Origin of the sequence: Flavobacterium johnsoniae UW101 (assembly GCF_000016645.1) — a bacterium.
GTDB lineage: Bacteria > Bacteroidota > Bacteroidia > Flavobacteriales > Flavobacteriaceae > Flavobacterium > Flavobacterium johnsoniae.
In genome coordinates, this window is the sequence record NC_009441.1 from 13,330 (window position 1) to 35,092 (window position 21,763).

The following is a 21,763-nucleotide window of genomic DNA, read 5'->3' on the forward strand; positions in this document are numbered from 1 at the left end:
AATCCCGAAATAAATTCGGGATTTTTTTGTTTGTTTAATTGGTTATTACAGCGTTATTATCCGCTTCAATAAACGAGAGGTCGTAGCCTGCAAAATCTCGCATGTAACTTTTTAATGAGGTTCCAAAAGCATCTCTAAAATGCCTGTTGCCATTGTGTTTAAAAAAGTTTTTTACTGATCCGGCACCTCCTAAATGTGCCGCTGCTAAAATACCAGATTCGGTAATTTCTACACCATTAATAACTTTTCCTTCGTACTTTCTGATTTCATTACGTAAAATCCATTTATTTTTAGATAATAACGCAACAAAAGCTTTTTCCTGTAATGCAGGATCTTTTAAAAAGGCTTCGTCATTTTTAACTCCGATAGCGCGTAAGGCTTTTGTACCAAATTGATATTTTCCCATGTAACCCAGTGAATTTACCATTCGGTATTTTCCCTGAGATTCTTTAAAAGCTACTGCTTCTTTAAAACCGATTAGATGATTTCCGGTATAAGGGACGTTTAGATTTACTTTAGGATATTCATCCTTTTCTAAAGATGGAAAGATATATTCTGATCCATCTGTTTTTTCTGTTAGAAACCACGGTTTGGTTTCGACGTTAAAGGGTTTAAAACCCAAACTTAAAAATGTAATAATAACGATTAAACTCGCATAAAAATACCACTTCTTTATCATAAATTGTTTTTCTTCAAAACGCTGTCACCCTTTTGAAATTTCTACGATGCAAAGATAAGGAATACAAAACAATACTGTTATTCAACAACTTACAGGTTTGCCGAAATTCTAAAACCTCGCTTAACCCGCTAATGATGCAGTTTTCGAAGCTTTATCATAAATTGAAACTGAGGTTGAAAATCCCAATATTAAATTTTCAAAAAACGGCATTTTTATCAAATTTTTATCAATTTAGTTAAAATAGAAAGACAAAACCTACAATATTGATCTGTTTTTTATCAAAACAATATTTTAACTTACAAAAATTTACCTTTAATTAACAAGTTAAAACTTTCTTTTTAGGTCAATTTGAAATAATTTATGTGTAAAATTGCTTTTGAAAATCATTTTTTACTCTATTTTCTCCTATTATTTTACCTAAAAATAATATTGAGTTTAAAATAAAATGATCATCTTAATTTTTATAATTCCATAAAAAAACCGAAGCTGTAAACTTCGGTTTCTTTTATTAGAGAATATCTAAACTTATCTTGTTACACCTTGACTAGCAATCCCCAGTCTGAGTATTTTTTTGCATTTTTTGTATGATCTGCATAATTTGAAGCAAATTCATGATAACCAAAACGATCAACACTTGCACAGAAATATATGTAATCGTTTTTCTCTGGATTTAAAACTGCTTCTAATGCAGTAATATCAGCCATTGCGATTGGTCCCGGAGGAAGTCCGATATTTATATAAGTATTGTATGGAGATTTCATAACTAAATCATTATAGAAAACTCTTTTTATAACCTGATCAAAATTATTATCTCTTAATTTTAAAGCATAGATCACAGTAGGATCTGCCTGTAATGGCATTTCTAAACGCAGACGGTTTAGATAAACTCCTGCAATTCGAGGTCTTTCATCTTTTTTAACTGATTCTTTATGAACAATTGATGCTAAAATAGAAACCTGAACTGGAGTTAAGCCTTGTTTTTTTGCTTGTTCTATTCTTTCAGGAGTCCAAAATTTATGGTATTCTTTGATCATTTTATCGCGGAACTTTTCTGCAGATGTATTCCAATACACTTCATACGTATTAGGGATAAACATAGCAAAAACATTTTCTTCGTTAAATCCGTTGTCTGATAAAAATTTAGGATCTCTAAAAGCTTTCAATAAAGATAAACTGTCTGCTTCTATTTCAGAACCTACTCTGCCTGCAAAATTTTCTAAGCGCTCCTGATTGTTAAACGCTAATTTAACCGGAACATTAGAACGCATTGCACGAACTAAATCAATATTGTTCATGTCTTTTTTAAGAAGAAAACGACCAGATTTTACATTTTCAGGGTAACTTCTTTTATTGGCAACTAATTCAAAATTGTCAAAATTCTTGATATAAGGTTCTAATATTTTTTTTACGTCACTGTAATTTGCCCCTGTAGGAACATGAACGTAAACTTCTTTTTCTTCAAATTTTGTATTGGCACTAAAAATTTGGCTGATTAAAATAAAACCGTAAATCAGAAGAACAGAAATTACGGCTACAGCAGTTATCGTGATAATTTTCTTTAATTTCAAAGCGATTGGTTTAAATGTTTTTATTGATTAACTGAAAAATTGCTTCATCATGGTATTGGTTATTGAGCAAAATCCAGTCTTTTTTAATTCCTATTTTCTCGAAACCAAATTTAGTAAAAAGAGCTATACTTGCTTCATTTTTTGTACTAATATTTGCATAAAGCTGATGCAGATTTAAATTAAAAAAAGAGTATTTAATTAAAAGTTCTAATGCCTCAGAACCAATATTTTGCCTTTTGTTTTCATCTTTTTGAATCACAATACCTATTCCTGCCCTGTTATTCCTCGGATCAAATTCAAACAAATCAATCAATCCAATGGCAGGAAAATCCTGGTCTTGACAAATTGCCAGACGCAGTTGTTTTGCTTCATAAATATCCTGTTGTGCATTTTCAAGATACTGACGAATTAAAAAACGGCTGTAAGGTGTATTGGTATTACTGACTTCCCAAATGCTCTGGTCATTTTCCATTCCATACACAAATTCCAAATCTTCCGGTTCAAGTGCGCGAAGATAAATAGTATCGCCTTTGAGTGTGATCATTCTCTTGTTTTAGATTTTAGAATTTGTCTTCGACTCACTCGGATTGACATCGTTAATTAGATTTCTATAATTCCTTTGAAAACAAATTTAGCAGGACCTGTCAAAAAGACGTTTGTAAAATGATCTCCTAATTTATCAAAAGAAACTACAAGTTTTCCTCCTTCAACATTTAAATTAATCGAAGTTTTATCAGTCTGTCCAATTGCATTCATTGCAATTGCAACTGCTGTTGCTCCGGTTCCGCAGGCTAAAGTTTCGTCTTCAACACCTCTTTCGTAAGTACGAAGTGAAAAAGTGCCGTCATCTACTTTTTTTACAAAATTAATGTTGCTTCCTTTTTCTCCATATAGTTCACCGTAACGAATTGCAGCACCGTTTTCTTTTACATTATAATGTTCTAAATCATCTACAATTTGTACATGATGCGGTGATCCTGTATTTAAAAAAGTATAAGAATCATTTTTTTGTACTTCATCAACATCGATCATTTGCAGTGAAACAATCGAATCATCACCAACTGATGCATGGTGCAATCCGTCAGTAGCAATAAATGTCGTTTTGTCATTAATAACTCCTAATTGATTTGCAAAAGCTACAAGGCAGCGTCCGCCATTTCCGCACATCGAACTTTGGTTTCCATCTGAATTATAGTATACCATTCTAAAGTCGGTTTCAGAATCATTTTCTAACAAAATAAGTCCATCAGCTCCAATTCCGAAACGTCTGTCGCACAGGCGTTCAATTAGTTTTACATCTTCTTTTGGGAAGAAATTAGATCTGTTATCGATCATTACAAAATCGTTGCCTGTACCTTGATATTTATAAAATTCTACTTGCATTTTTTAGTTGTTAAGAAGTACAAAAGTACGAAGAAACTCCGAAGATTAATTAACGAAATGTTAATCATTGTTAAAGAGCGTTAAACCGTTTTATCAAATAATTTTTTGGTATAATTTTACGTTATAAATGTTAAAAACAAATACCTAAAATAACTTAAAAACATAAACTGTAATATGAAAAAATTTTCAACCTTATTTTTAGTTTCACTACTAAGCGGTGCTACTACCCTTGGTGCTTACAAGTTATTATTTGACAGCAGTGATTCTTTTTTTGGAAAAGGAAATTCTGTTGTTACCCTTGCTCCTAATTCATACGGAAGAACGGTTGGATTACCTGGCGAAGCTGTTGATTTTACTGAAGCGGCAGACAAAACAATTCACACGGTTGTTCACGTAAAAAATGTTTCCCGAAGAACTGTCAGCAACCCAATGATGGAATTTTTCTATGGATACGGCGGACAGCAGCAACAAGAACAGGTAGGAACCGGATCTGGTGTTATTATTTCTGAAGATGGATATATTGTAACAAATAATCATGTTATTAAAGATGCCACCGAAATTGAAATAACACTAAATAACAAAAAATCTTATAAAGCAAAATTAGTCGGCACCGATTCTAAAATGGATATCGCATTATTAAAAATTAATGCTGATGAGAAGTTACCTTATACTGCTTTTGCCAATTCTGATTCTGTAAAAATTGGCGAATGGGTTTTAGCAGTTGGAAATCCGTATAACTTAACGTCGACAGTTACTGCCGGAATTGTTTCGGCGAAAGCCAGAAATTTAGACCAAAGCGGTATTCAGTCTTTTATTCAAACTGACGCTGCTGTAAATCCTGGAAACTCTGGAGGTGCATTAGTAAACACAAGAGGAGAATTAATTGGAATTAATACTATGATTTCGTCTATGACAGGATCGTATGTTGGGTACTCATTTGCAGTTCCTTCAAACATTGCCAGAAAAATTATTGAGGACATTATGGAATATGGAAATGTTCAAAGAGGTATTCTAGGTGTTGAAGGAGGCGAATTAAACAGTACGGCTTCAAAAGAATTAGGAATTACTGAGACTCAAGGTTTCTACATTAACAAAGTTTCTAAAAATTCTGGTGCCGAAAAAGCGGGATTGGCAAAAGGTGATATTATTGTAAAATTAGATGAGCAAAACATTTCGACTTTTGCTGATTTATCTGGTTACATTAATACAAAACGTCCGAATGATGTCGTAAAAGTAACTTACATTAAAGACGGAAAAACTAAAACTGTTCCGGTTACTTTAAGCAAAAATGAATTCTTTAGTACTGAATTTAAAGGTATTGAATTAGAAAACATTGATGCTGCTGATAAAAAGAAATTCAGAATTGATTATGGTGTAAAGATCAAAAACATCACAAATGAGAATTTAATGCAGTATCAAAATGAATTACAAGGAAATATCATCTTGAGCATAGATAACGTAAAAGCTACAAACGTTGAAACTGTTTCTAAATTATTGAACAAAAAGGACGAAGGACAAAGTATTCGTATCGAAATGATCAATAAAAACGGAGAAATATTTAGAATCATTATTTAGTCTCAGTTTACAGTCACAGTATTCAGTTCTTTGAAAATGTAAACTGTGAGTGCGACAGAAAACTTTAAAAAAAGCCATCTTAAGAAATTAAGGTGGCTTTGTGTTTTTATAAAATAAATGCTAAAATAGTTTACGAAATCGATTGAAATAGATACTTTTGCGCCAAATTATAAAATAAGTGAGTGTTTTATTATTTCAATTTAATCAATTATGAGCAAAAAAACTTTATACCAAAAAGAGGTATCATTACAGGTCGACCGAAGAAGAGCTGGTGTCGAATTAATCAAAGTGATAAGTGATTTATGGTATGACAAGTCCATCGAAATGGTTTTATTTAAAAATCAATTATTGGATAAAAATGTCAGCGACATTATCAATCTTCATCAATATGCCGGTGAATTTGTGGGCAAACCTATTACAATTTTCGATTCGGTCGAAATCGCAAAAGTTGTTTTATCATTAGATCTTCCGCCTGCTAAAATAGATCTGGGTAAATTAACTTATGAATACCGACTTGAAGATGAAAAATATCCAGACGCAAGATATTTTGTTATCGAAAAATTAAAAAAGTCAAAATCTTCAAAAGAAATTCAACCTAAAGATGTTGTTCTCTACGGTTTTGGAAGAATAGGACGTTTATTGGCAAGAGAATTAATGTCTAAAACCGGAAAAGGAAATCAATTGCGTTTGAGAGCTATTGTTACCCGAGATAAAAACGACGCAACAAGTTTAGAAAAACGAGCTTCGTTATTGCGTTATGATTCTATTCATGGCGATTTTCAAGGTTCTGTAACTGCTGATTCTAAAAACAATGCTTTAATAATAAATGGAACAACAGTTCATGTTATTACTTCAAATTCTCCAGAAGAAATCGATTATACTGAATATGGAATCAATGATGCATTAGTAATCGATAATACTGGAGCTTTTACAACCCAAGAAGCATTAAAAAGACATTTGAAATCTAATGGAGTAAATAAAGTTTTATTAACAGCACCAGGAAAAGGAGTTCCAAATATTGTTCATGGTGTAAATCATAACGAATACGATCCAGATGAAAATGATATTTTTTCTGCGGCTTCCTGCACAACAAACGCTATTACACCAGTTTTAAAAGTTATTGAGGAAACTTTAGGAGTTGTAAAAGGGCATTTAGAAACGATTCACGCTTATACAAACGATCAAAATCTGGTCGATAATATGCATAGAAAATACCGTCGCGGAAGAGCTGCTGCCTTAAACATGGTTATTACTGAAACAGGCGCTGGAAGTGCTGTCGCAAAAGCTTTACCGTCTTTAGAAGGAAAACTAACTTCTAATGCTATCAGAGTTCCTGTACCTAATGGTTCTTTAGTGGTTTTAAATTTAGAGGTTAAAAAAGCAACATCAATTGCTGGGATCAACAAAATCATGAAAAAATATGCTCTTGAAGGAGAACTTGTAGAGCAGATAAAATATTCATTGAATAATGAATTAGTTTCATCTGATATTGTTGGAACTTCGGCTCCTTCTATTTATGACAGCAATGCTACTATTGTTTCAAAAGATGGAAAAAATATTGTACTTTATATTTGGTACGACAATGAATATGGCTACAGTCACCAAGTTATTCGTTTAGCAAAATATATTGCTAAAGTAAGACGTTATACTTATTATTAATTCACAACCAAACTAACTTTTTTCTAAAACCATCAGGATATCCTGGTGGTTTTTCTTTTCCTTAAATAGGAAGCACTGTTGTACTCTTTACTTCTGAAATAACAAAAACAGTATTTATTAAAGAGACCTCAGGCAGAACTGATAATTTTTTTTGATGAAAATGATGGTAACTTTCCATGTCAGGAATTATAATTTTCAACATATAATCGAAATTTCCTGAAACATAATTACATTCTACAACTTCAGGGAGATTCAAAATCGACTGATTAAATCCTTCTGATGTATCATAAGTTTGTTTTGTCAGCGTAACCTGGCAATAAACTGTCAAATTATTTCCAAGTTTTTTCTTGTCTAAAAGCGTCACATATTTTTCGATAATACCATCTTTTTCAAGGCGTTTCACTCGATCATGAACTGGTGTCAAAGACAAATTTATTTTGTTTGCAATGTCTTTTAAAGTGTAGTGTGCGTCCTCCTGTAAAAGACGTAAGATTTTTTTGTCAATTTCATCTAAAGCCATAACGAAAACGTTTTATTAAAATTAGTATGATTTAGTCTTTTTTTCTTTTTAAAGAATAAAATCTACCTCTAAACAGAATATTTTTCTGTAAAATTAAAAAATAAAATAATATTTTCTTATTTATTATCCATTAAACCATAATTTATTCTCTATCTGTAGATTTGTAAAACAATTTCAATAAAAACAAAAAAATATAACAAAATGATAATAGGTGTTCCTAAAGAAATAAAAAATAACGAAAACAGAGTTGCCTTAACTCCTGCAGGTGTATCTGAAATGAAAAAACATGGACATACAGTTTATGTTCAATCTACTGCTGGTTTAGGAAGTGGTTTTGCTGACGCAGAATATGCTGAAGCTGGTGCAGTTGTCTTACCAACTATTGAAGAAGTTTATGCTATTGCAAAAATGATCATAAAAGTAAAAGAGCCAATTGCTTCTGAATATCCATTGATCAAAAAAGATCAATTACTATTCACTTATTTCCACTTTGCATCTTCAGAAGAATTAACTCATGCAATGTTAGAAAGAGGAGCTGTTTGTTTAGCTTACGAAACTGTAGAGAAAACAGACAGAAGCTTACCTCTATTAGTTCCAATGTCTGAAGTTGCCGGTCGTATGGCAATTCAACAAGGAGCGAAATACCTTGAAAAACCATTAAAAGGAAGAGGAATTCTTTTAGGAGGTGTACCTGGTGTTCCGCCTGCAAAAGTATTAGTTCTAGGTGGAGGAATCGTAGGAACTCAAGCTGCTAAAATGGCTGCTGGATTAGGTGCGCAAGTTACTATCATGGATTTAAGTTTACCACGTTTACGTCAATTAGATGACATTATGCCTGCGAACGTAAATACAGAAATGTCTAACCACTATAATATCACAAGAGCAATTAAAGATGCTGACTTAATTGTTGGAGCTGTTTTAATTCCGGGAGCAAAAGCACCTCACTTAATTACTCGCGATATGCTTAAATTAATGCGTCCAGGAACTGTTGTTGTTGACGTTGCTGTAGATCAAGGTGGATGTATTGAAACTTGTACTCCTACAACTCACGAAAACCCAACTTTCATTATCGATGATATCGTTCACTACTGTGTAGCTAATATGCCAGGAGCTGTTCCTTACACTTCTACATTAGCTTTAACAAACGCAACTTTACCATATGCTGTTCAATTAGCAAACAAAGGGTGGGAAAAAGCATGTGCTGAAAATGAAGAATTGAAAAAAGGATTAAACGTAGCTAATGGAAAAATCCTTTATAAAGGAGTTGCAGAAGCTTGGAACTTACCTTTTAACGAAGAAATAGTATTAGCAAACGCATAGTGCTAATACTTAAATAAGTGCTTACTAAGTCACTATTACAAAGGCTTTTCTTAATTGAAAAGCCTTTTTTTATGGCATAAAAAAAACCTGCCATCAAGACAGGTTTTTCATTATAGTATACTTTTTTATTTCTTATTATCTAAAACTTCAGTCATAACTTTTGCTTCAGTTCCATTTGGGAAAGTAACTTTAATCTTTTGAGCTATCGTTGGAGCAATTTCCGTAATGGCTTTTTTATCGTAAGACTCGCCTTTCTTAATATTCCAGCCATAGAAAATAGCCGGAACATGGGTATCATAACTGTAAATTGTTCCGTGTGAGGTTCCTGTTGGAGTATATTCTATCATACCTGGTTTATCAACAATTACTAAATCACCATTTTGTGTAACATCATAGCCTTTTGCAACAAAATTAAGAGCATAATCATTCCCAGTATTAGCTAAAACTTCTTCTTCTGTATACACTTTTTTAACTTGTGGCTGTGTAATTAAAAACTCTTTAAAAGCTTGCTTTACTTTTAAAAGTTCTAATCCTTTTTCTTTAATAATTTGTTTATTGAAGAAAACATTAAAGTTTGAATAATTCTGGATCAAATCCACCCCAAAAGTTTTTACAGAAAAATCCTGAAGAGTTTTCTTAACTTCTTTTGAAGGGTAATTATCAACATTATACTTGCGATCCTTTAAATAAATTACATTTTCTGCACCTGCATGATCTGCTGTTAAGAAAAGTAAATAATTCCCTTTACCAACCGTTTTATCAAGATAAGCTAAAAAGTCAGCAATTGTTTGATCCAATCTCAAATAAGTATCTTGAAGTTCCATTGATCTTGGTCCAAGCAAATGGCCAACGTAATCTGTAGAAGAGAAACTAACAGTAAGGAAGTCTGTAATATTATCTTTTCCTAATTCTTCCTTCTCGATTGCTCTTTTAGCAAATTCAGCCAGCAAATCATTTCCAAAAGGAGTAGCACGGATAACTCCAGCATCATTTTTCTCATACATTGATTTTAAATCATATGGAAAAACTGGTGCAGCACTTCCATATAATTTTCCTTCATAAGGATTATTATCAGGAAGACTTTCATTGTAAACCGAAGCAGGTTTGTACAAATCCCATCCCTTATTAATGTATTTTAAGTAGTTTTTTTCATTATTGAATTCAGTAACCCAATCAGGCAGTTTATCGCCATAAAAAGTACTAGAAATAAATGAACCAGTTTTACTATACCAAAATGCCCAATTAGCAAAATGACCAGCCGGTAATATAGCTCCACGATCTTTTAAGCTCATTCCAATTACTTTTCCATTAAAATTAGTAGCCATTCTAACTTCATCTGTAATTGTTGTACTTTGAAGATTTTTAGGAGACATTGCACCTTCTTCTGCTGTACCGTCACCTACAGTTTTAACTCCTGCATCATCGGTACAATACATTTCTTTTCCAAGAGTTCTGCTGAACCATTCATTACCAACAATTCCATGAATAGCTGGTGTTGTACCAGTATAAATTGAAGCATGTCCAGGGGCAGTGTAAGTTGGCATATAATTGTAATGCATATTCTGGAAAGTAAATCCATCATTCATTAATTTCTTAAAGCCGTTTGGAGAAAAATCATCAGAAAATCGATATAAATATTCCATTTTCATTTGATCGACAACTATACCCACAACTAATTTAGGACGTTGTTGTGCACTCAAACTTGTGATAACAAAAAGTGCCAACAGTAAAATACTTTTCTTCATGTTTAATAAAATAATTTAAACACAAAAATACTCATTCAAAATCTAAAATTCTAAAGTATCTATACCTAAGACAGACAATTGACTATAATTTAACAAAAATTGAACTCTATATCTTCTTAAACATAAATTATCAGAAGATTTTAAAACTTTATATCAGAAATAATTTAGTGTTATTTCCCTTCTGCGAGCTATATTAAGAACCTTTCCTGTTGTTTCAGGTACAGGAAATTCTGTTATATATTAATTAAATCCTGGCAGTTTTTAAATTAAAGGTTTACAAAACGGCGAAGATTTGGGTTCTTCGTTCCAAACATTCATAAAAACAAAAAACCCTATCCGATTAGGATAGGGTTTTAAAAGAAAGGCGACGACATACTCTCCCACAAAACTGCAGTACCATCTGCGCAGGCGGGCTTAACTTCTCTGTTCGGGATGGGAAGAGGTGAGCCCCGCCGCAATAACCACCTTAAGGTCATTCGCTGCTAGCAGCTTTTAATTATTAATTATCAATTATAAATTGTTAATTATCAATTAAACAATATTTTAACATACTGAGATAAAGAAAAGTAAGTTTTTGTTTTAGAAAGTTTCCTCCCGGGCCTTTCGGCCCGGGAAAAGGGTGTACATAAGCTTACGGATTATTAGTACTACTCGACTATGACATTACTGCCTTTACATCTATAGCCTATCAACGTGGTCATCTTCCACGATCCTTAAAAGAAATCTCATCTTGTGGTGGGTTTCGCGCTTATATGCTTTCAGCGCTTATCCCTTCCCAACGTAGCTACTCTGCGGTGCCCCTGGCGGGACAACAGATACACTAGAGGTTAGTCCAATTCGGTCCTCTCGTACTAGAATCAGATCCACTCAAATTTCTAACGCCCGCAGTAGATAGAGACCGAACTGTCTCACGACGTTCTGAACCCAGCTCGCGTGCCACTTTAATGGGCGAACAGCCCAACCCTTGGGACCTTCTCCAGCCCCAGGATGTGACGAGCCGACATCGAGGTGCCAAACCCCCCCGTCGATATGAGCTCTTGGGGGAGATCAGCCTGTTATCCCCGGCGTACCTTTTATCCTTTGAGCGATGGCCCTTCCATGCGGAACCACCGGATCACTATGCTCTACTTTCGTACCTGATCGACCTGTATGTCTCTCAGTCAAGCTCCCTTATGCCATTGCACTCTACGCACGGTTACCAAGCGTACTGAGGGAACCTTTAGAAGCCTCCGTTACTCTTTTGGAGGCGACCACCCCAGTCAAACTACCCACCAAGCACTGTCCCCCGCATAGCGGGGTTAGGCCTCAGATAAACAAAGGGTTGTATTTCAACAATGACTCCACAACGCCTGGCGACGCCGCTTCATAGTCTCCAACCTATCCTACACATCATTTATCCAAGGTCAATACTAAGCTATAGTAAAGGTGCACAGGGTCTTTTCGTCCCACTGCGGGTAAACGGCATCTTCACCGTTACTACAATTTCACCGAGCTCATGGCTGAGACAGTGTCCAGATCGTTACACCATTCGTGCAGGTCGGAACTTACCCGACAAGGAATTTCGCTACCTTAGGACCGTTATAGTTACGGCCGCCGTTTACTGGGGCTTCAATTCAATGCTTCTCCGAAGATAACATCTCCTCTTAACCTTCCAGCACCGGGCAGGTGTCAGGCCCTATACTTCATCTTACGATTTTGCAGAGCCCTGTGTTTTTGATAAACAGTCGCCTGGACCTCTTCACTGCGGCCCTGATTGCTCAGGGCGACCTTTCTCCCGAAGTTACAGGTCTATTTTGCCTAATTCCTTAGCCATGAATCTCTCGAGCACCTTAGGATTCTCTCCTCAACTACCTGTGTCGGTTTACGGTACTGGTACTAATTACCTGAAGTTTAGAGGTTTTTCTTGGAAGCCCTTAGGCGCACTATCTCTTTGTCCGAAGACTCCGAGTACTATCGTATTTCACCAGTTCCTGCGCATTTTACTACAGGACCTATAGCTAGGTACTTCAACGAACTATTCCGTCAGTTCGCGGCGCTTTCATCACTCCGTCACCCCATCACAGTAATTAGTAGTACGGGAATATTAACCCGTTAGCCATCGACTGTCCCTTTCGGGTTCGCCTTAGGACCAGACTAACCCACAGCTGATTAGCATAGCTGTGGAAACCTTAGTTTTTCGGTGTGCGGGTTTCTCGCCCGCATTATCGTTACTTATGCCTACATTTTCTTTTCTAACCAGTCCAGCCCTCCTTACGAAAAACCTTCAACCCTGTTAGAATGCTCCCCTACCACTTGCAATTACTTGCAAATCCATAGCTTCGGTAATATGCTTATGCCCGATTATTATCCATGCTCGTCCGCTCGACTAGTGAGCTGTTACGCACTCTTTAAATGAATGGCTGCTTCCAAGCCAACATCCTAGCTGTCTGGGCAGACAAACCTCGTTCTTTCAACTTAGCATATATTTGGGGACCTTAGCTGATGGTCTGGGTTCTTTCCCTCTCGGACTTGGACCTTAGCACCCAAGCCCTCACTGTTAGTGAACATTATACAGCATTCGGAGTTTGTCAGGAATTGGTAGGCGGTGAAGCCCCCGCATCCAATCAGTAGCTCTACCTCTGTATAACTTTATAACTAACGCTGCACCTAAATGCATTTCGGGGAGTACGAGCTATTTCCGAGTTTGATTGGCCTTTCACCCCTACCCACAGGTCATCCGAAGACTTTTCAACGTCAACCGGTTCGGTCCTCCACTGTGTGTTACCACAGCTTCAACCTGCCCATGGGTAGATCACACGGTTTCGCGTCTAACACTACTGACTAAAGCGCCCTATTCAGACTCGCTTTCGCTGCGGATCCATACCTGAAGTACTTATCCTTGCCAGCAGCGTTAACTCGTAGGCTCATTATGCAAAAGGCACGCCGTCACCCCACGAAAGGGCTCCGACCGCTTGTAAGCGTATGGTTTCAGGATCTATTTCACTCCGTTATTCACGGTTCTTTTCACCTTTCCCTCACGGTACTGGTTCACTATCGGTCTCTCAGGAGTATTTAGCCTTAGCGGATGGTCCCGCCGAATTCAGACAGGGTTTCACGTGCCCCGCCCTACTCAGGATACCACTATCTATTACATTTATTACCCATACGGGGCTATCACCCTCTTTGGCGTCACTTTCCAGTAACTTCCGGTTCTGCATGCATAAAATGTCGTGGTCCTACAACCCCAGCACTGCCGTAACAGCACTGGTTTGGGCTAATCCGCGTTCGCTCGCCACTACTTACGGAATCACTTTTGTTTTCTTCTCCTCCGCCTACTTAGATGTTTCAGTTCAGCGGGTTTGCCCACCTATCGGTGTGCTATATCTTCAATATAGCGGGTTGCCCCATTCGGATATCTGCGGATCAATCTGTGTGTGCCAGTCCCCGCAGCTTTTCGCAGCTTATCACGTCCTTCATCGCCTCTGAGAGCCTAGGCATTCCCCATACGCCCTTATTTTGCTTATTGTACCAATCTTGTTACTTAAAACAAGACCGTTTTTTTTGTTTTTTACAATAAAATTGTAAAAAACGCTTTCTACTTTCTTATTATTTTCTTATCTCAATATGTCAATGAACTTTATCTAGTCAAAAGTCAAAAGTCGTCAAGTGAATCACTTTGGACTTTATGACTTTAATCTTTATGACTAAAATCGTGGAGAATAACGGAGTCGAACCGTTGACCTCCTGCGTGCAAGGCAGGCGCTCTAGCCAGCTGAGCTAATCCCCCAATCTAATTATGAATTGTGAATTATGAATTAGGAATTATTTGTAATTCGTAATCTTTCAACTCTAGAATTTCCTTCTTTTTAAGCTTTTCAGTCTTTTTAATTATCAATTAACAAGTATTAATTGTCAATTCTTAAAAAGTAGTCCCGGGCAGACTCGAACTGCCGACCCCTACATTATCAGTGTAGTACTCTAACCAGCTGAGCTACGAGACTCTGTTTTACTTAATTTTTATCATTTTTTTTAAATTAACAGCAAGAGTAATACAATCTAAAATTCAAAACCTTTAAATTTCATCATTTTTCCTAAGCGTGCATTACTGCTAACACTCAGGCTCTAGAAAGGAGGTGTTCCAGCCGCACCTTCCGGTACGGCTACCTTGTTACGACTTAGCCCTAGTTACCAGTTTTACCCTAGGCAGCTCCTTGCGGTCACCGACTTCAGGCACCCCCAGCTTCCATGGCTTGACGGGCGGTGTGTACAAGGCCCGGGAACGTATTCACCGGATCATGGCTGATATCCGATTACTAGCGATTCCAGCTTCACGGAGTCGAGTTGCAGACTCCGATCCGAACTGTGACCGGCTTTATAGATTCGCTCCTGGTCACCCAGTGGCTGCTCTCTGTACCGGCCATTGTAGCACGTGTGTAGCCCAAGGCGTAAGGGCCGTGATGATTTGACGTCATCCCCACCTTCCTCACAGTTTGCACTGGCAGTCTTGTTAGAGTTCCCGACATCACTCGCTGGCAACTAACAACAGGGGTTGCGCTCGTTATAGGACTTAACCTGACACCTCACGGCACGAGCTGACGACAACCATGCAGCACCTTGTAAACTGTCTTGCGAAAGATCTGTTTCCAAATCGGTCAGTCTGCATTTAAGCCTTGGTAAGGTTCCTCGCGTATCATCGAATTAAACCACATGCTCCACCGCTTGTGCGGGCCCCCGTCAATTCCTTTGAGTTTCAAACTTGCGTTCGTACTCCCCAGGTGGGATACTTATCACTTTCGCTTAGCCACTGAACTTGCGCCCAACAGCTAGTATCCATCGTTTACGGCGTGGACTACCAGGGTATCTAATCCTGTTCGCTCCCCACGCTTTCGTCCATCAGCGTCAATAAACTGGTAGTAACCTGCCTTCGCAATTGGTATTCCATGTAATATCTAAGCATTTCACCGCTACACTACATATTCTAGTTACTTCCCAGTAATTCAAGTTCAGCAGTATCAATGGCCGTTCCACCGTTGAGCGATGGGCTTTCACCACTGACTTACTAAACCGCCTACGGACCCTTTAAACCCAATGATTCCGGATAACGCTTGGATCCTCCGTATTACCGCGGCTGCTGGCACGGAGTTAGCCGATCCTTATTCTTACGATACCGTCAAGCTCCTATACATAGGAGTGTTTCTTCTCGTACAAAAGCAGTTTACAATCCATAGGACCGTCATCCTGCACGCGGCATGGCTGGTTCAGACTTGCGTCCATTGACCAATATTCCTCACTGCTGCCTCCCGTAGGAGTCTGGTCCGTGTCTCAGTACCAGTGTGGGGGATCTCCCTCTCAGGACCCCTACCCATCGTGGCCTTGGTAAGCCGTTACCTTACCAACTAGCTAATGGGACGCATGCTCATCTTTCACCGTTGTGACTTTAATTACAAAGTGATGCCACTCTATAATACTATGAGGTATTAATCCAAATTTCTCTGGGCTATCCCTCTGTGAAAGGCAGATTGCATACGCGTTACGCACCCGTGCGCCGGTCTCAAAGCCCGAAGACTTCTACCCCTCGACTTGCATGTGTTAAGCCTGCCGCTAGCGTTCATCCTGAGCCAGGATCAAACTCTTCATCGTATATTTTAATATTATATCTCGATGAATATCTATCGGTTTCTTTCCGAATCTTTCGATTCTATTACTCTTATTTCTTTTGTTCTAACATCTCTGTTAAAACGGCTGTCAATTCAATATGTCTACGAACGTAATTTCTTTGTATTCCGCTTGTCTCTCAAAGCGGGTGCAAAACTAAAACTTCTTTTTGTTTCTCGCAAGAAAAATTTAAAAAAATTTGAAACTTTTTTTTTCGTTTCTTTTTTTCTATTTTTTCTTCCAATCTTTCAATGAACTTCCGTGTTTTGCGGGGTGCAAATGTAAAAAGCATTTTCAAATCTCACAAGCTTTTTCGAATCTTTTTTTTTGAAAATTTCTTCTCTTTTAATTCTTATGCCTGTCAGTATTTATGTGAACGTTTTTCGCTGTTGCGGGTGCAAAAGTACCACCTTTATTTACATTTACAAGCCTTTTGCTTATATAATTTCAATCTTTTTTAAAACTTTTTCTTAACTCACTCATAACAGCTGATTTACAATTTCAACTTTTTTGAATAACTGTGAGGTTTTTCTTTATTTACTTGTCATTTTCCTATTTTGCGCAGGTTTGGGTTTGCCGATTTTGCAGAGTTTTCAGCTTTTCCAACTCTTTTTATATGATTCTTTATCCTTTTAACGGCATCTTTCCATCTAAAAGCTTCTCCCGGAAACCGATGCCCTAGCCCCGATAGAAGCGGAAATCCTTTTTGTGGCGGGGTTCGCCACAAAAAGATTGAAGCGGATAGCGGGATTTAGCTCCTGAAAATCATAATACCATACTTATATATGTATACACAAAAAAAAACAAACCCGACAGGTTTTCAAAAACTGGCGGGTTAAAACTAGAATTACCTTTATATATAGTAGAGCAAAAACTATACTTATATATAATAGAGTAAACTTGTACATATATATTGTATGTATTTTTGTAATCATGTATATTTGCATTCACAAAATTATAAACAATGATCAAGATTACTTTACCCGATGGGTCAATTAGAGAGTTCGCTCAAGGCGTAACTCCAATGGAGGTCGCTAAAAACATTAGCGAAGGTTTTGCAAGAAATGTTATTTCTGCATCTTTTAATGGTACAACTATTGAAACCGAAACTCCATTAACGACCGATGGTAATCTTATTTTATATACATGGAATGATGCTGAAGGTAAAAAAGCTTTCTGGCATTCGACTTCGCACGTAATGGCTCAAGCACTTGAGGAATTATATCCTGGAATTAAATTAACTCTAGGACCTGCAATTGCAAATGGTTTCTATTATGATGTTGATTTTGAAGACCAAAAAATCTCTGAGGCTGATTTCAAAAAAATCGAAGACCGTATTCTTGAAATTGCAAGAGGAAAGTTTGATTTTAAAATGCGTCCGGTAACTAAAGCAGAAGCTTTGGAAATGTATAAAGACAACGTTTACAAGACTGAATTGATTTCAAATCTTGAAGATGGAACTATTACATTCTGCGATCACGCTACTTTTACTGATTTATGCCGCGGTGGTCATATTCCAAATACTGGAATCATTAAGGCTGTAAAAATCATGAGTGTTGCTGGTGCTTACTGGAGAGGTGATGAGAAAAACAAGCAATTGACTCGTGTTTATGGAACTTCTTTCCCTAAACAGAAAGATCTTACTGAATATCTTGAACTTCTTGAAGAAGCAAAACGTCGCGATCACCGTAAATTAGGAAAAGAACTAGAGTTATTCGCTTTCTCTCAAAAAGTTGGTCAAGGTTTACCTTTGTGGTTACCAAAAGGAGCTGCTTTAAGAGATCGTTTAGAGCAATTTTTAAAAAGAGCTCAAAAGAAAGCTGGATATGAGCAAGTAGTAAGTCCACATATTGGGCAGAAAGAATTATATGTTACTTCTGGTCACTATGCGAAATACGGAGCTGATAGTTTCCAACCGATTCATACGCCAGCTGAAGGTGAAGAGTTTTTATTAAAACCAATGAACTGTCCTCACCACTGTGAGATTTACAATGTAAGACCTTGGTCATATAAAGATTTACCGAAGCGTTATGCTGAATTTGGAACTGTTTACAGATATGAGCAGTCTGGTGAATTACATGGTTTAACTCGTGTTCGAGGATTTACTCAGGATGATGCGCATATTTTCTGTACTCCAGAACAATTGGATGAAGAGTTCAAAAAAGTAATTGACCTTGTATTGTATGTATTTGGTTCGTTAGGCTTTGAAAACTTTACTGCTCAAATTTCATTAAGAGATCAAGAAGATAGAGAAAAGTACATTGGTACTGATGAAAACTGGGAGAAAGCTGAAAATGCTATCATTAATGCAGCAAAAGACAAAGGTCTTAATACTGTTGTAGAATATGGTGAAGCTGCATTTTATGGTCCGAAACTTGATTTCATGGTAAAAGATGCTTTAGGAAGACAATGGCAGTTAGGAACAATTCAGGTGGATTACAATTTACCTGAGCGTTTTGAATTGACATATAAAGGTGCTGATAATGAACTACATCGTCCTGTGATGATTCATAGAGCTCCTTTTGGATCTATGGAACGATTTATAGCAATTTTACTAGAGCATACAGCAGGAAATTTCCCACTTTGGCTAATGCCTGAGCAAGCTATTATCTTGTCTTTGAGCGAGAAATACGAAAATTATGCTAAAAAAGTTTTAGATTTGCTAGAAAATCACGAAATTCGCGCCCTAATTGACAACCGAAATGAAACTATCGGTAAGAAAATTAGAGATGCAGAAATGCAGAAAATTCCATTTATGCTTATCGTTGGTGAGGAAGAAGAGAAAAACGGAACAATTTCAATTCGTCGTCACGGACAAGAAGGAAAAGGAAACATCACAGTTTCTATCGAAGAGTTTGCTTCGATTGTAGACGAAGAAATAAAAAAGACATTAAAAGTATTTACAGTTTAACTTAAATTAGAAAGTCATAGCAATAAAAAGTAACAGAGGTTTTCAACCTCGAGTAGAAAAAAAAGATGCGCACAGAATAAACAATCTTATTCGTGTTCCTGAAGTACGTCTTGTAGGTGAAAACATTGAACCTGGGGTTTTTAAAATCGCTGATGCGTTACGTTTAGCTGACCAATTTGAATTGGATTTAGTTGAAATTTCGCCAAACGCTGAACCGCCGGTTTGTAAAATCATGGATTACAAGAAATTTGTTTATGAACAAAAGAAGCGTGATAAAGCATTAAAAGCTAAATCATCTCAAGTTGTAGTAAAAGAAATTCGTTTTGGTCCTCAAACAGATGAACATGATTATGAATTTAAAAGAAAAAATGCTGAGAAGTTCCTAAAAGAAGGAGCTAAATTAAAAGCATTCGTTTTCTTTAAAGGTCGTTCTATCATCTATAAAGATCAAGGACAAATTTTATTATTACGTCTTGCTACTGATTTAGAAGAATATGGTAAAGTTGAAGCTATGCCGGTTCTAGAAGGAAAGAGAATGATTATGTTCATTGCTCCGAAGAAGAAAAAGTAAAACAGTTTGCAGTCACAGTTTTCAGTTTTCGCACTGTAAACTGAAAACCGAGACTGACAACTAAAAAAATAAGTAAGTAAGAATAAATTAAAACACTAGGAAAAATGCCTAAAATGAAAACTAAATCTAGCGCTAAGAAACGTTTTAAAGTTACTGGCTCTGGAAAGATTAAAAGAAAGCATGCTTTTAAAAGTCACATCTTGACTAAAAAATCTAAAAAACGTAAATTAGCTTTGACACACTCAGCGCTAGTTCACAAAACTGATGAGAAAAGCATCAAACAACAATTAAGAATTATCTAATTATAAGTCAAAAGTTAGAAAGTCATAAAGTTTAAAAGTCAGTATCTGACTTTAGACATTTGACTTTAAGACATTAGGCTAAAGATTTTCTTTAGGTTAAAAAATTATTTATATAACCTTGGAGTATGGCTTTCAAGTTCCTTTGATTCAATTCAGGACGCCTGCTACAAAAACACATTAAAATTATGCCAAGATCGGTAAATTCAGTTGCTAAAAGAGCAAGAAGAAAAAAAATAATGAAGCAAGCCAAAGGTTTCTTTGGAAGACGTAAAAACGTTTGGACAGTTGCTAAGAACGCGGTAGAGAAAGCAATGAGCTACGCTTACCGTGACAGAAAACAGAATAAAAGAAACTTCCGTTCATTATGGATTCAACGTATTAACGCTGGAGCTAGATTAGAAGGAATGTCTTATTCTCAATTCATGGGGAAAGTTAAAGCTAACGGAATCGAATTGAACCGTAAAGTTCTTGCAGATTTAGCTATGAACCACCCAGAAGCTTTCAAAGCAATACTTAATAAAGTAAAATAAACGTTTTATAAACTCAATTTAGATTACTTACTTATCATAAAGAAACCATTCGTTAATTCGAATGGTTTTTTGTTTTTATAATAATCTGTTTTACCTTTAAACTTCTTAAAAACAATTATTAAATGCTCACTTCTCTTTTTGATCATATACAGAAATTTATAATACTAGAACCATCAGAAATTGATATTTTAGAATCATACCTGGGTGTCACTAAAGTCAAAAAGAAAGAGCACTTATTACAGGAAGGACAAGTTTGCAATACCTTATATTTTATGTTAAAGGGCTGTATGCGCCAGTACATCATCAATTCTAAAGGAAGTGAGCAGACACTGCAGTTTGCAATTGAAAATTGGTGGATTACCGATTATTTGAGTTATCATAACCACATAGCATCCAATTTTTATCTGCAGGCTGTTGAAAATTCGGAAATAATAGCTATTGATAAAACTGTTTTTGAAGCACTCCTAATTGAAATTCCGAATCTGGAGAGGTATTTCAGAATCGTTACTCAAAAAAGTTTTGGCGCTATGCAAATGCGAATTAAGTACTTATTTACAATGTCAGCCGAAGAAAGGTATCATCATTTTAATGATCATTTCCCTGAATTTGTACAACGTGTACCACAATATATGCTTGCCTCCTATTTAGATTTTTCGGCTGAATTTATGAGTAAAATAAGAGATGGGAAAGTCTGATTTGAATTTCTTGAAGTAGTTCAAGTTTTTGGAAGCATACATTATTGACCTTTGTAATGAACTTTTAAAACATATAAAATGAAATCAAGAATTGTTATCCCAAACGTTGCTCCAGAAGCATATAATGCTTTATTAAACCTGGAAAAATATATTTCATCTACTTCATTAACTCCAGTACACAAGGAATTAATTAAAATACGCGCTTCTCAAATAAATGGCTGTGCTTATTGCATAAACATGCACAGTGCTGATGCAAGAAAACATGGAATTTCTGAACAAAGAATATACCTAACAAGTGCATGGCGTGAAGCTGATGTTTATACCGAAGAAGAGAAAGCAATATTAGCTTTAACAGAACAAGTAACTTTAATCAGCAACCATGTTTCTGATGAAGTTTATCAAAATGCAGCTCGTTTATTTGATGAAAAATATCTTGCCGAAATTATTCTCGCCATCATTACAATTAACTCATGGAACAGATTAGCTATTACAACAGGTTTGAGAGCTGTATAATTGCTTTATAAGTATAAATTTACAACATTACAAAACTTTAACACCCCTCCTATGTGAGGGGTTGTTTGTATATAGCTGTAAATGAACATTAGTAAAATTAGAAAATTAACGATTTTGCAAAAACAGGTATTTATACTCTTTCACAGGAATTCAGATTT

General features: G+C 36.2%; 14 protein-coding genes, 2 tRNA genes, 3 rRNA genes and 1 pseudogene. 9 read left to right on the forward strand and 11 right to left on the reverse strand.

Going from position 1 to position 21,763, the window contains the following annotated elements; translation table 11 throughout:
- Window positions 1–34 precede the first annotated feature (34 nt).
- The 4 genes and pseudogenes from FJOH_RS00085 to dapF form a co-directional block, all read right to left on the reverse strand.
- Window positions 35–679, reverse strand: a complete 645-nt coding sequence (locus FJOH_RS00085) for a hypothetical protein (protein ID WP_011921535.1) — start codon at window positions 677–679, stop codon at window positions 35–37.
- Window positions 680–1,204: 525 nt separating this feature from the next.
- Window positions 1,205–2,247, reverse strand: a pseudogene (gene mltG / locus FJOH_RS00090) (endolytic transglycosylase MltG).
- A 10-nt stretch (window positions 2,248–2,257) separates the two neighbouring features.
- On the reverse strand, window positions 2,258–2,791 hold the full coding sequence (locus tag FJOH_RS00095; protein WP_011921537.1) for a GNAT family N-acetyltransferase: 534 nt from the start codon (window positions 2,789–2,791) through the stop codon (window positions 2,258–2,260).
- A 56-nt stretch (window positions 2,792–2,847) separates the two neighbouring features.
- Window positions 2,848–3,630, reverse strand: coding sequence for a diaminopimelate epimerase (dapF, locus tag FJOH_RS00100; protein WP_011921538.1), 783 nt, complete (start codon window positions 3,628–3,630; stop codon window positions 2,848–2,850).
- A gap of 174 nt (window positions 3,631–3,804) precedes the next feature.
- Between dapF and FJOH_RS00105 the strand changes: the two genes are divergently transcribed.
- Both FJOH_RS00105 and FJOH_RS00110 read left to right on the forward strand, forming a co-directional pair.
- Window positions 3,805–5,205, forward strand: coding sequence for a trypsin-like peptidase domain-containing protein (locus FJOH_RS00105; protein WP_011921539.1), 1,401 nt, complete (start codon window positions 3,805–3,807; stop codon window positions 5,203–5,205).
- Window positions 5,206–5,415: 210 nt separating this feature from the next.
- Window positions 5,416–6,864: a glyceraldehyde-3-phosphate dehydrogenase gene (locus tag FJOH_RS00110; protein ID WP_011921540.1), complete on the forward strand. Its 1,449-nt coding sequence runs from the start codon at window positions 5,416–5,418 to the stop codon at window positions 6,862–6,864.
- 61 nt (window positions 6,865–6,925) lie between these two features.
- On the opposite strand, the gene FJOH_RS00115 is transcribed toward FJOH_RS00110, so the two are convergent.
- Window positions 6,926–7,384 carry an Lrp/AsnC family transcriptional regulator gene (locus FJOH_RS00115; RefSeq protein ID WP_008467950.1) on the reverse strand — a complete coding sequence of 153 codons (459 nt, stop codon included), beginning with the start codon at window positions 7,382–7,384 and terminating at the stop codon, window positions 6,926–6,928.
- Between the two features lie 201 nt (window positions 7,385–7,585).
- Here FJOH_RS00115 and ald point away from each other — a divergent pair, with 201 nt between their 5' ends.
- Window positions 7,586–8,704, forward strand: coding sequence for an alanine dehydrogenase (ald, locus tag FJOH_RS00120; RefSeq protein WP_011921541.1), 1,119 nt, complete (start codon window positions 7,586–7,588; stop codon window positions 8,702–8,704).
- Between the two features lie 125 nt (window positions 8,705–8,829).
- Here the strand turns inward: ald and pafA are convergent, their stop codons facing one another.
- From pafA to FJOH_RS00150, 6 genes are all read right to left on the reverse strand, one after another.
- Window positions 8,830–10,449, reverse strand: a complete 1,620-nt coding sequence (gene pafA / locus FJOH_RS00125) for an alkaline phosphatase PafA (protein WP_011921542.1) — start codon at window positions 10,447–10,449, stop codon at window positions 8,830–8,832.
- 359 nt (window positions 10,450–10,808) lie between these two features.
- Window positions 10,809–10,918: ribosomal RNA gene (gene rrf, locus FJOH_RS00130) — 5S ribosomal RNA — on the reverse strand.
- 152 nt (window positions 10,919–11,070) lie between these two features.
- Window positions 11,071–13,954, reverse strand: a 23S ribosomal RNA gene (locus FJOH_RS00135).
- A gap of 187 nt (window positions 13,955–14,141) precedes the next feature.
- A tRNA-Ala gene (locus FJOH_RS00140) sits at window positions 14,142–14,215 on the reverse strand.
- A 140-nt stretch (window positions 14,216–14,355) separates the two neighbouring features.
- Window positions 14,356–14,429 (reverse strand) — tRNA-Ile (locus tag FJOH_RS00145).
- A 125-nt stretch (window positions 14,430–14,554) separates the two neighbouring features.
- Window positions 14,555–16,068: ribosomal RNA gene (locus FJOH_RS00150) — 16S ribosomal RNA — on the reverse strand.
- The 16S, 23S and 5S rRNA genes sit together here with 2 tRNA genes alongside, the layout of an rRNA operon.
- Before the next feature lie 979 nt (window positions 16,069–17,047).
- Here FJOH_RS00150 and thrS point away from each other — a divergent pair.
- From thrS to FJOH_RS00190, 6 genes are all read left to right on the forward strand, one after another.
- A complete protein-coding gene (gene thrS / locus FJOH_RS00160; RefSeq protein WP_011921543.1) occupies window positions 17,048–18,994 on the forward strand; it encodes a threonine--tRNA ligase in 1,947 nt (648 codons plus the stop codon).
- Window positions 18,995–19,070: 76 nt separating this feature from the next.
- Complete coding sequence (infC, locus tag FJOH_RS26415) at window positions 19,071–19,565, forward strand: translation initiation factor IF-3 (protein WP_217654116.1); 495 nt, start codon at window positions 19,071–19,073, stop codon at window positions 19,563–19,565.
- Window positions 19,566–19,669: 104 nt separating this feature from the next.
- Window positions 19,670–19,867, forward strand: coding sequence for a 50S ribosomal protein L35 (gene rpmI / locus FJOH_RS00175; RefSeq protein ID WP_011921545.1), 198 nt, complete (start codon window positions 19,670–19,672; stop codon window positions 19,865–19,867).
- Window positions 19,868–20,052: 185 nt separating this feature from the next.
- Window positions 20,053–20,397, forward strand: coding sequence for a 50S ribosomal protein L20 (gene rplT, locus FJOH_RS00180; protein ID WP_008464948.1), 345 nt, complete (start codon window positions 20,053–20,055; stop codon window positions 20,395–20,397).
- Between the two features lie 122 nt (window positions 20,398–20,519).
- A complete protein-coding gene (locus FJOH_RS00185) occupies window positions 20,520–21,092 on the forward strand; it encodes a Crp/Fnr family transcriptional regulator (protein WP_011921546.1) in 573 nt (190 codons plus the stop codon).
- Window positions 21,093–21,170: 78 nt separating this feature from the next.
- A complete protein-coding gene (locus tag FJOH_RS00190) occupies window positions 21,171–21,605 on the forward strand; it encodes a carboxymuconolactone decarboxylase family protein (protein ID WP_011921547.1) in 435 nt (144 codons plus the stop codon).
- Window positions 21,606–21,763 lie beyond the last annotated feature (158 nt).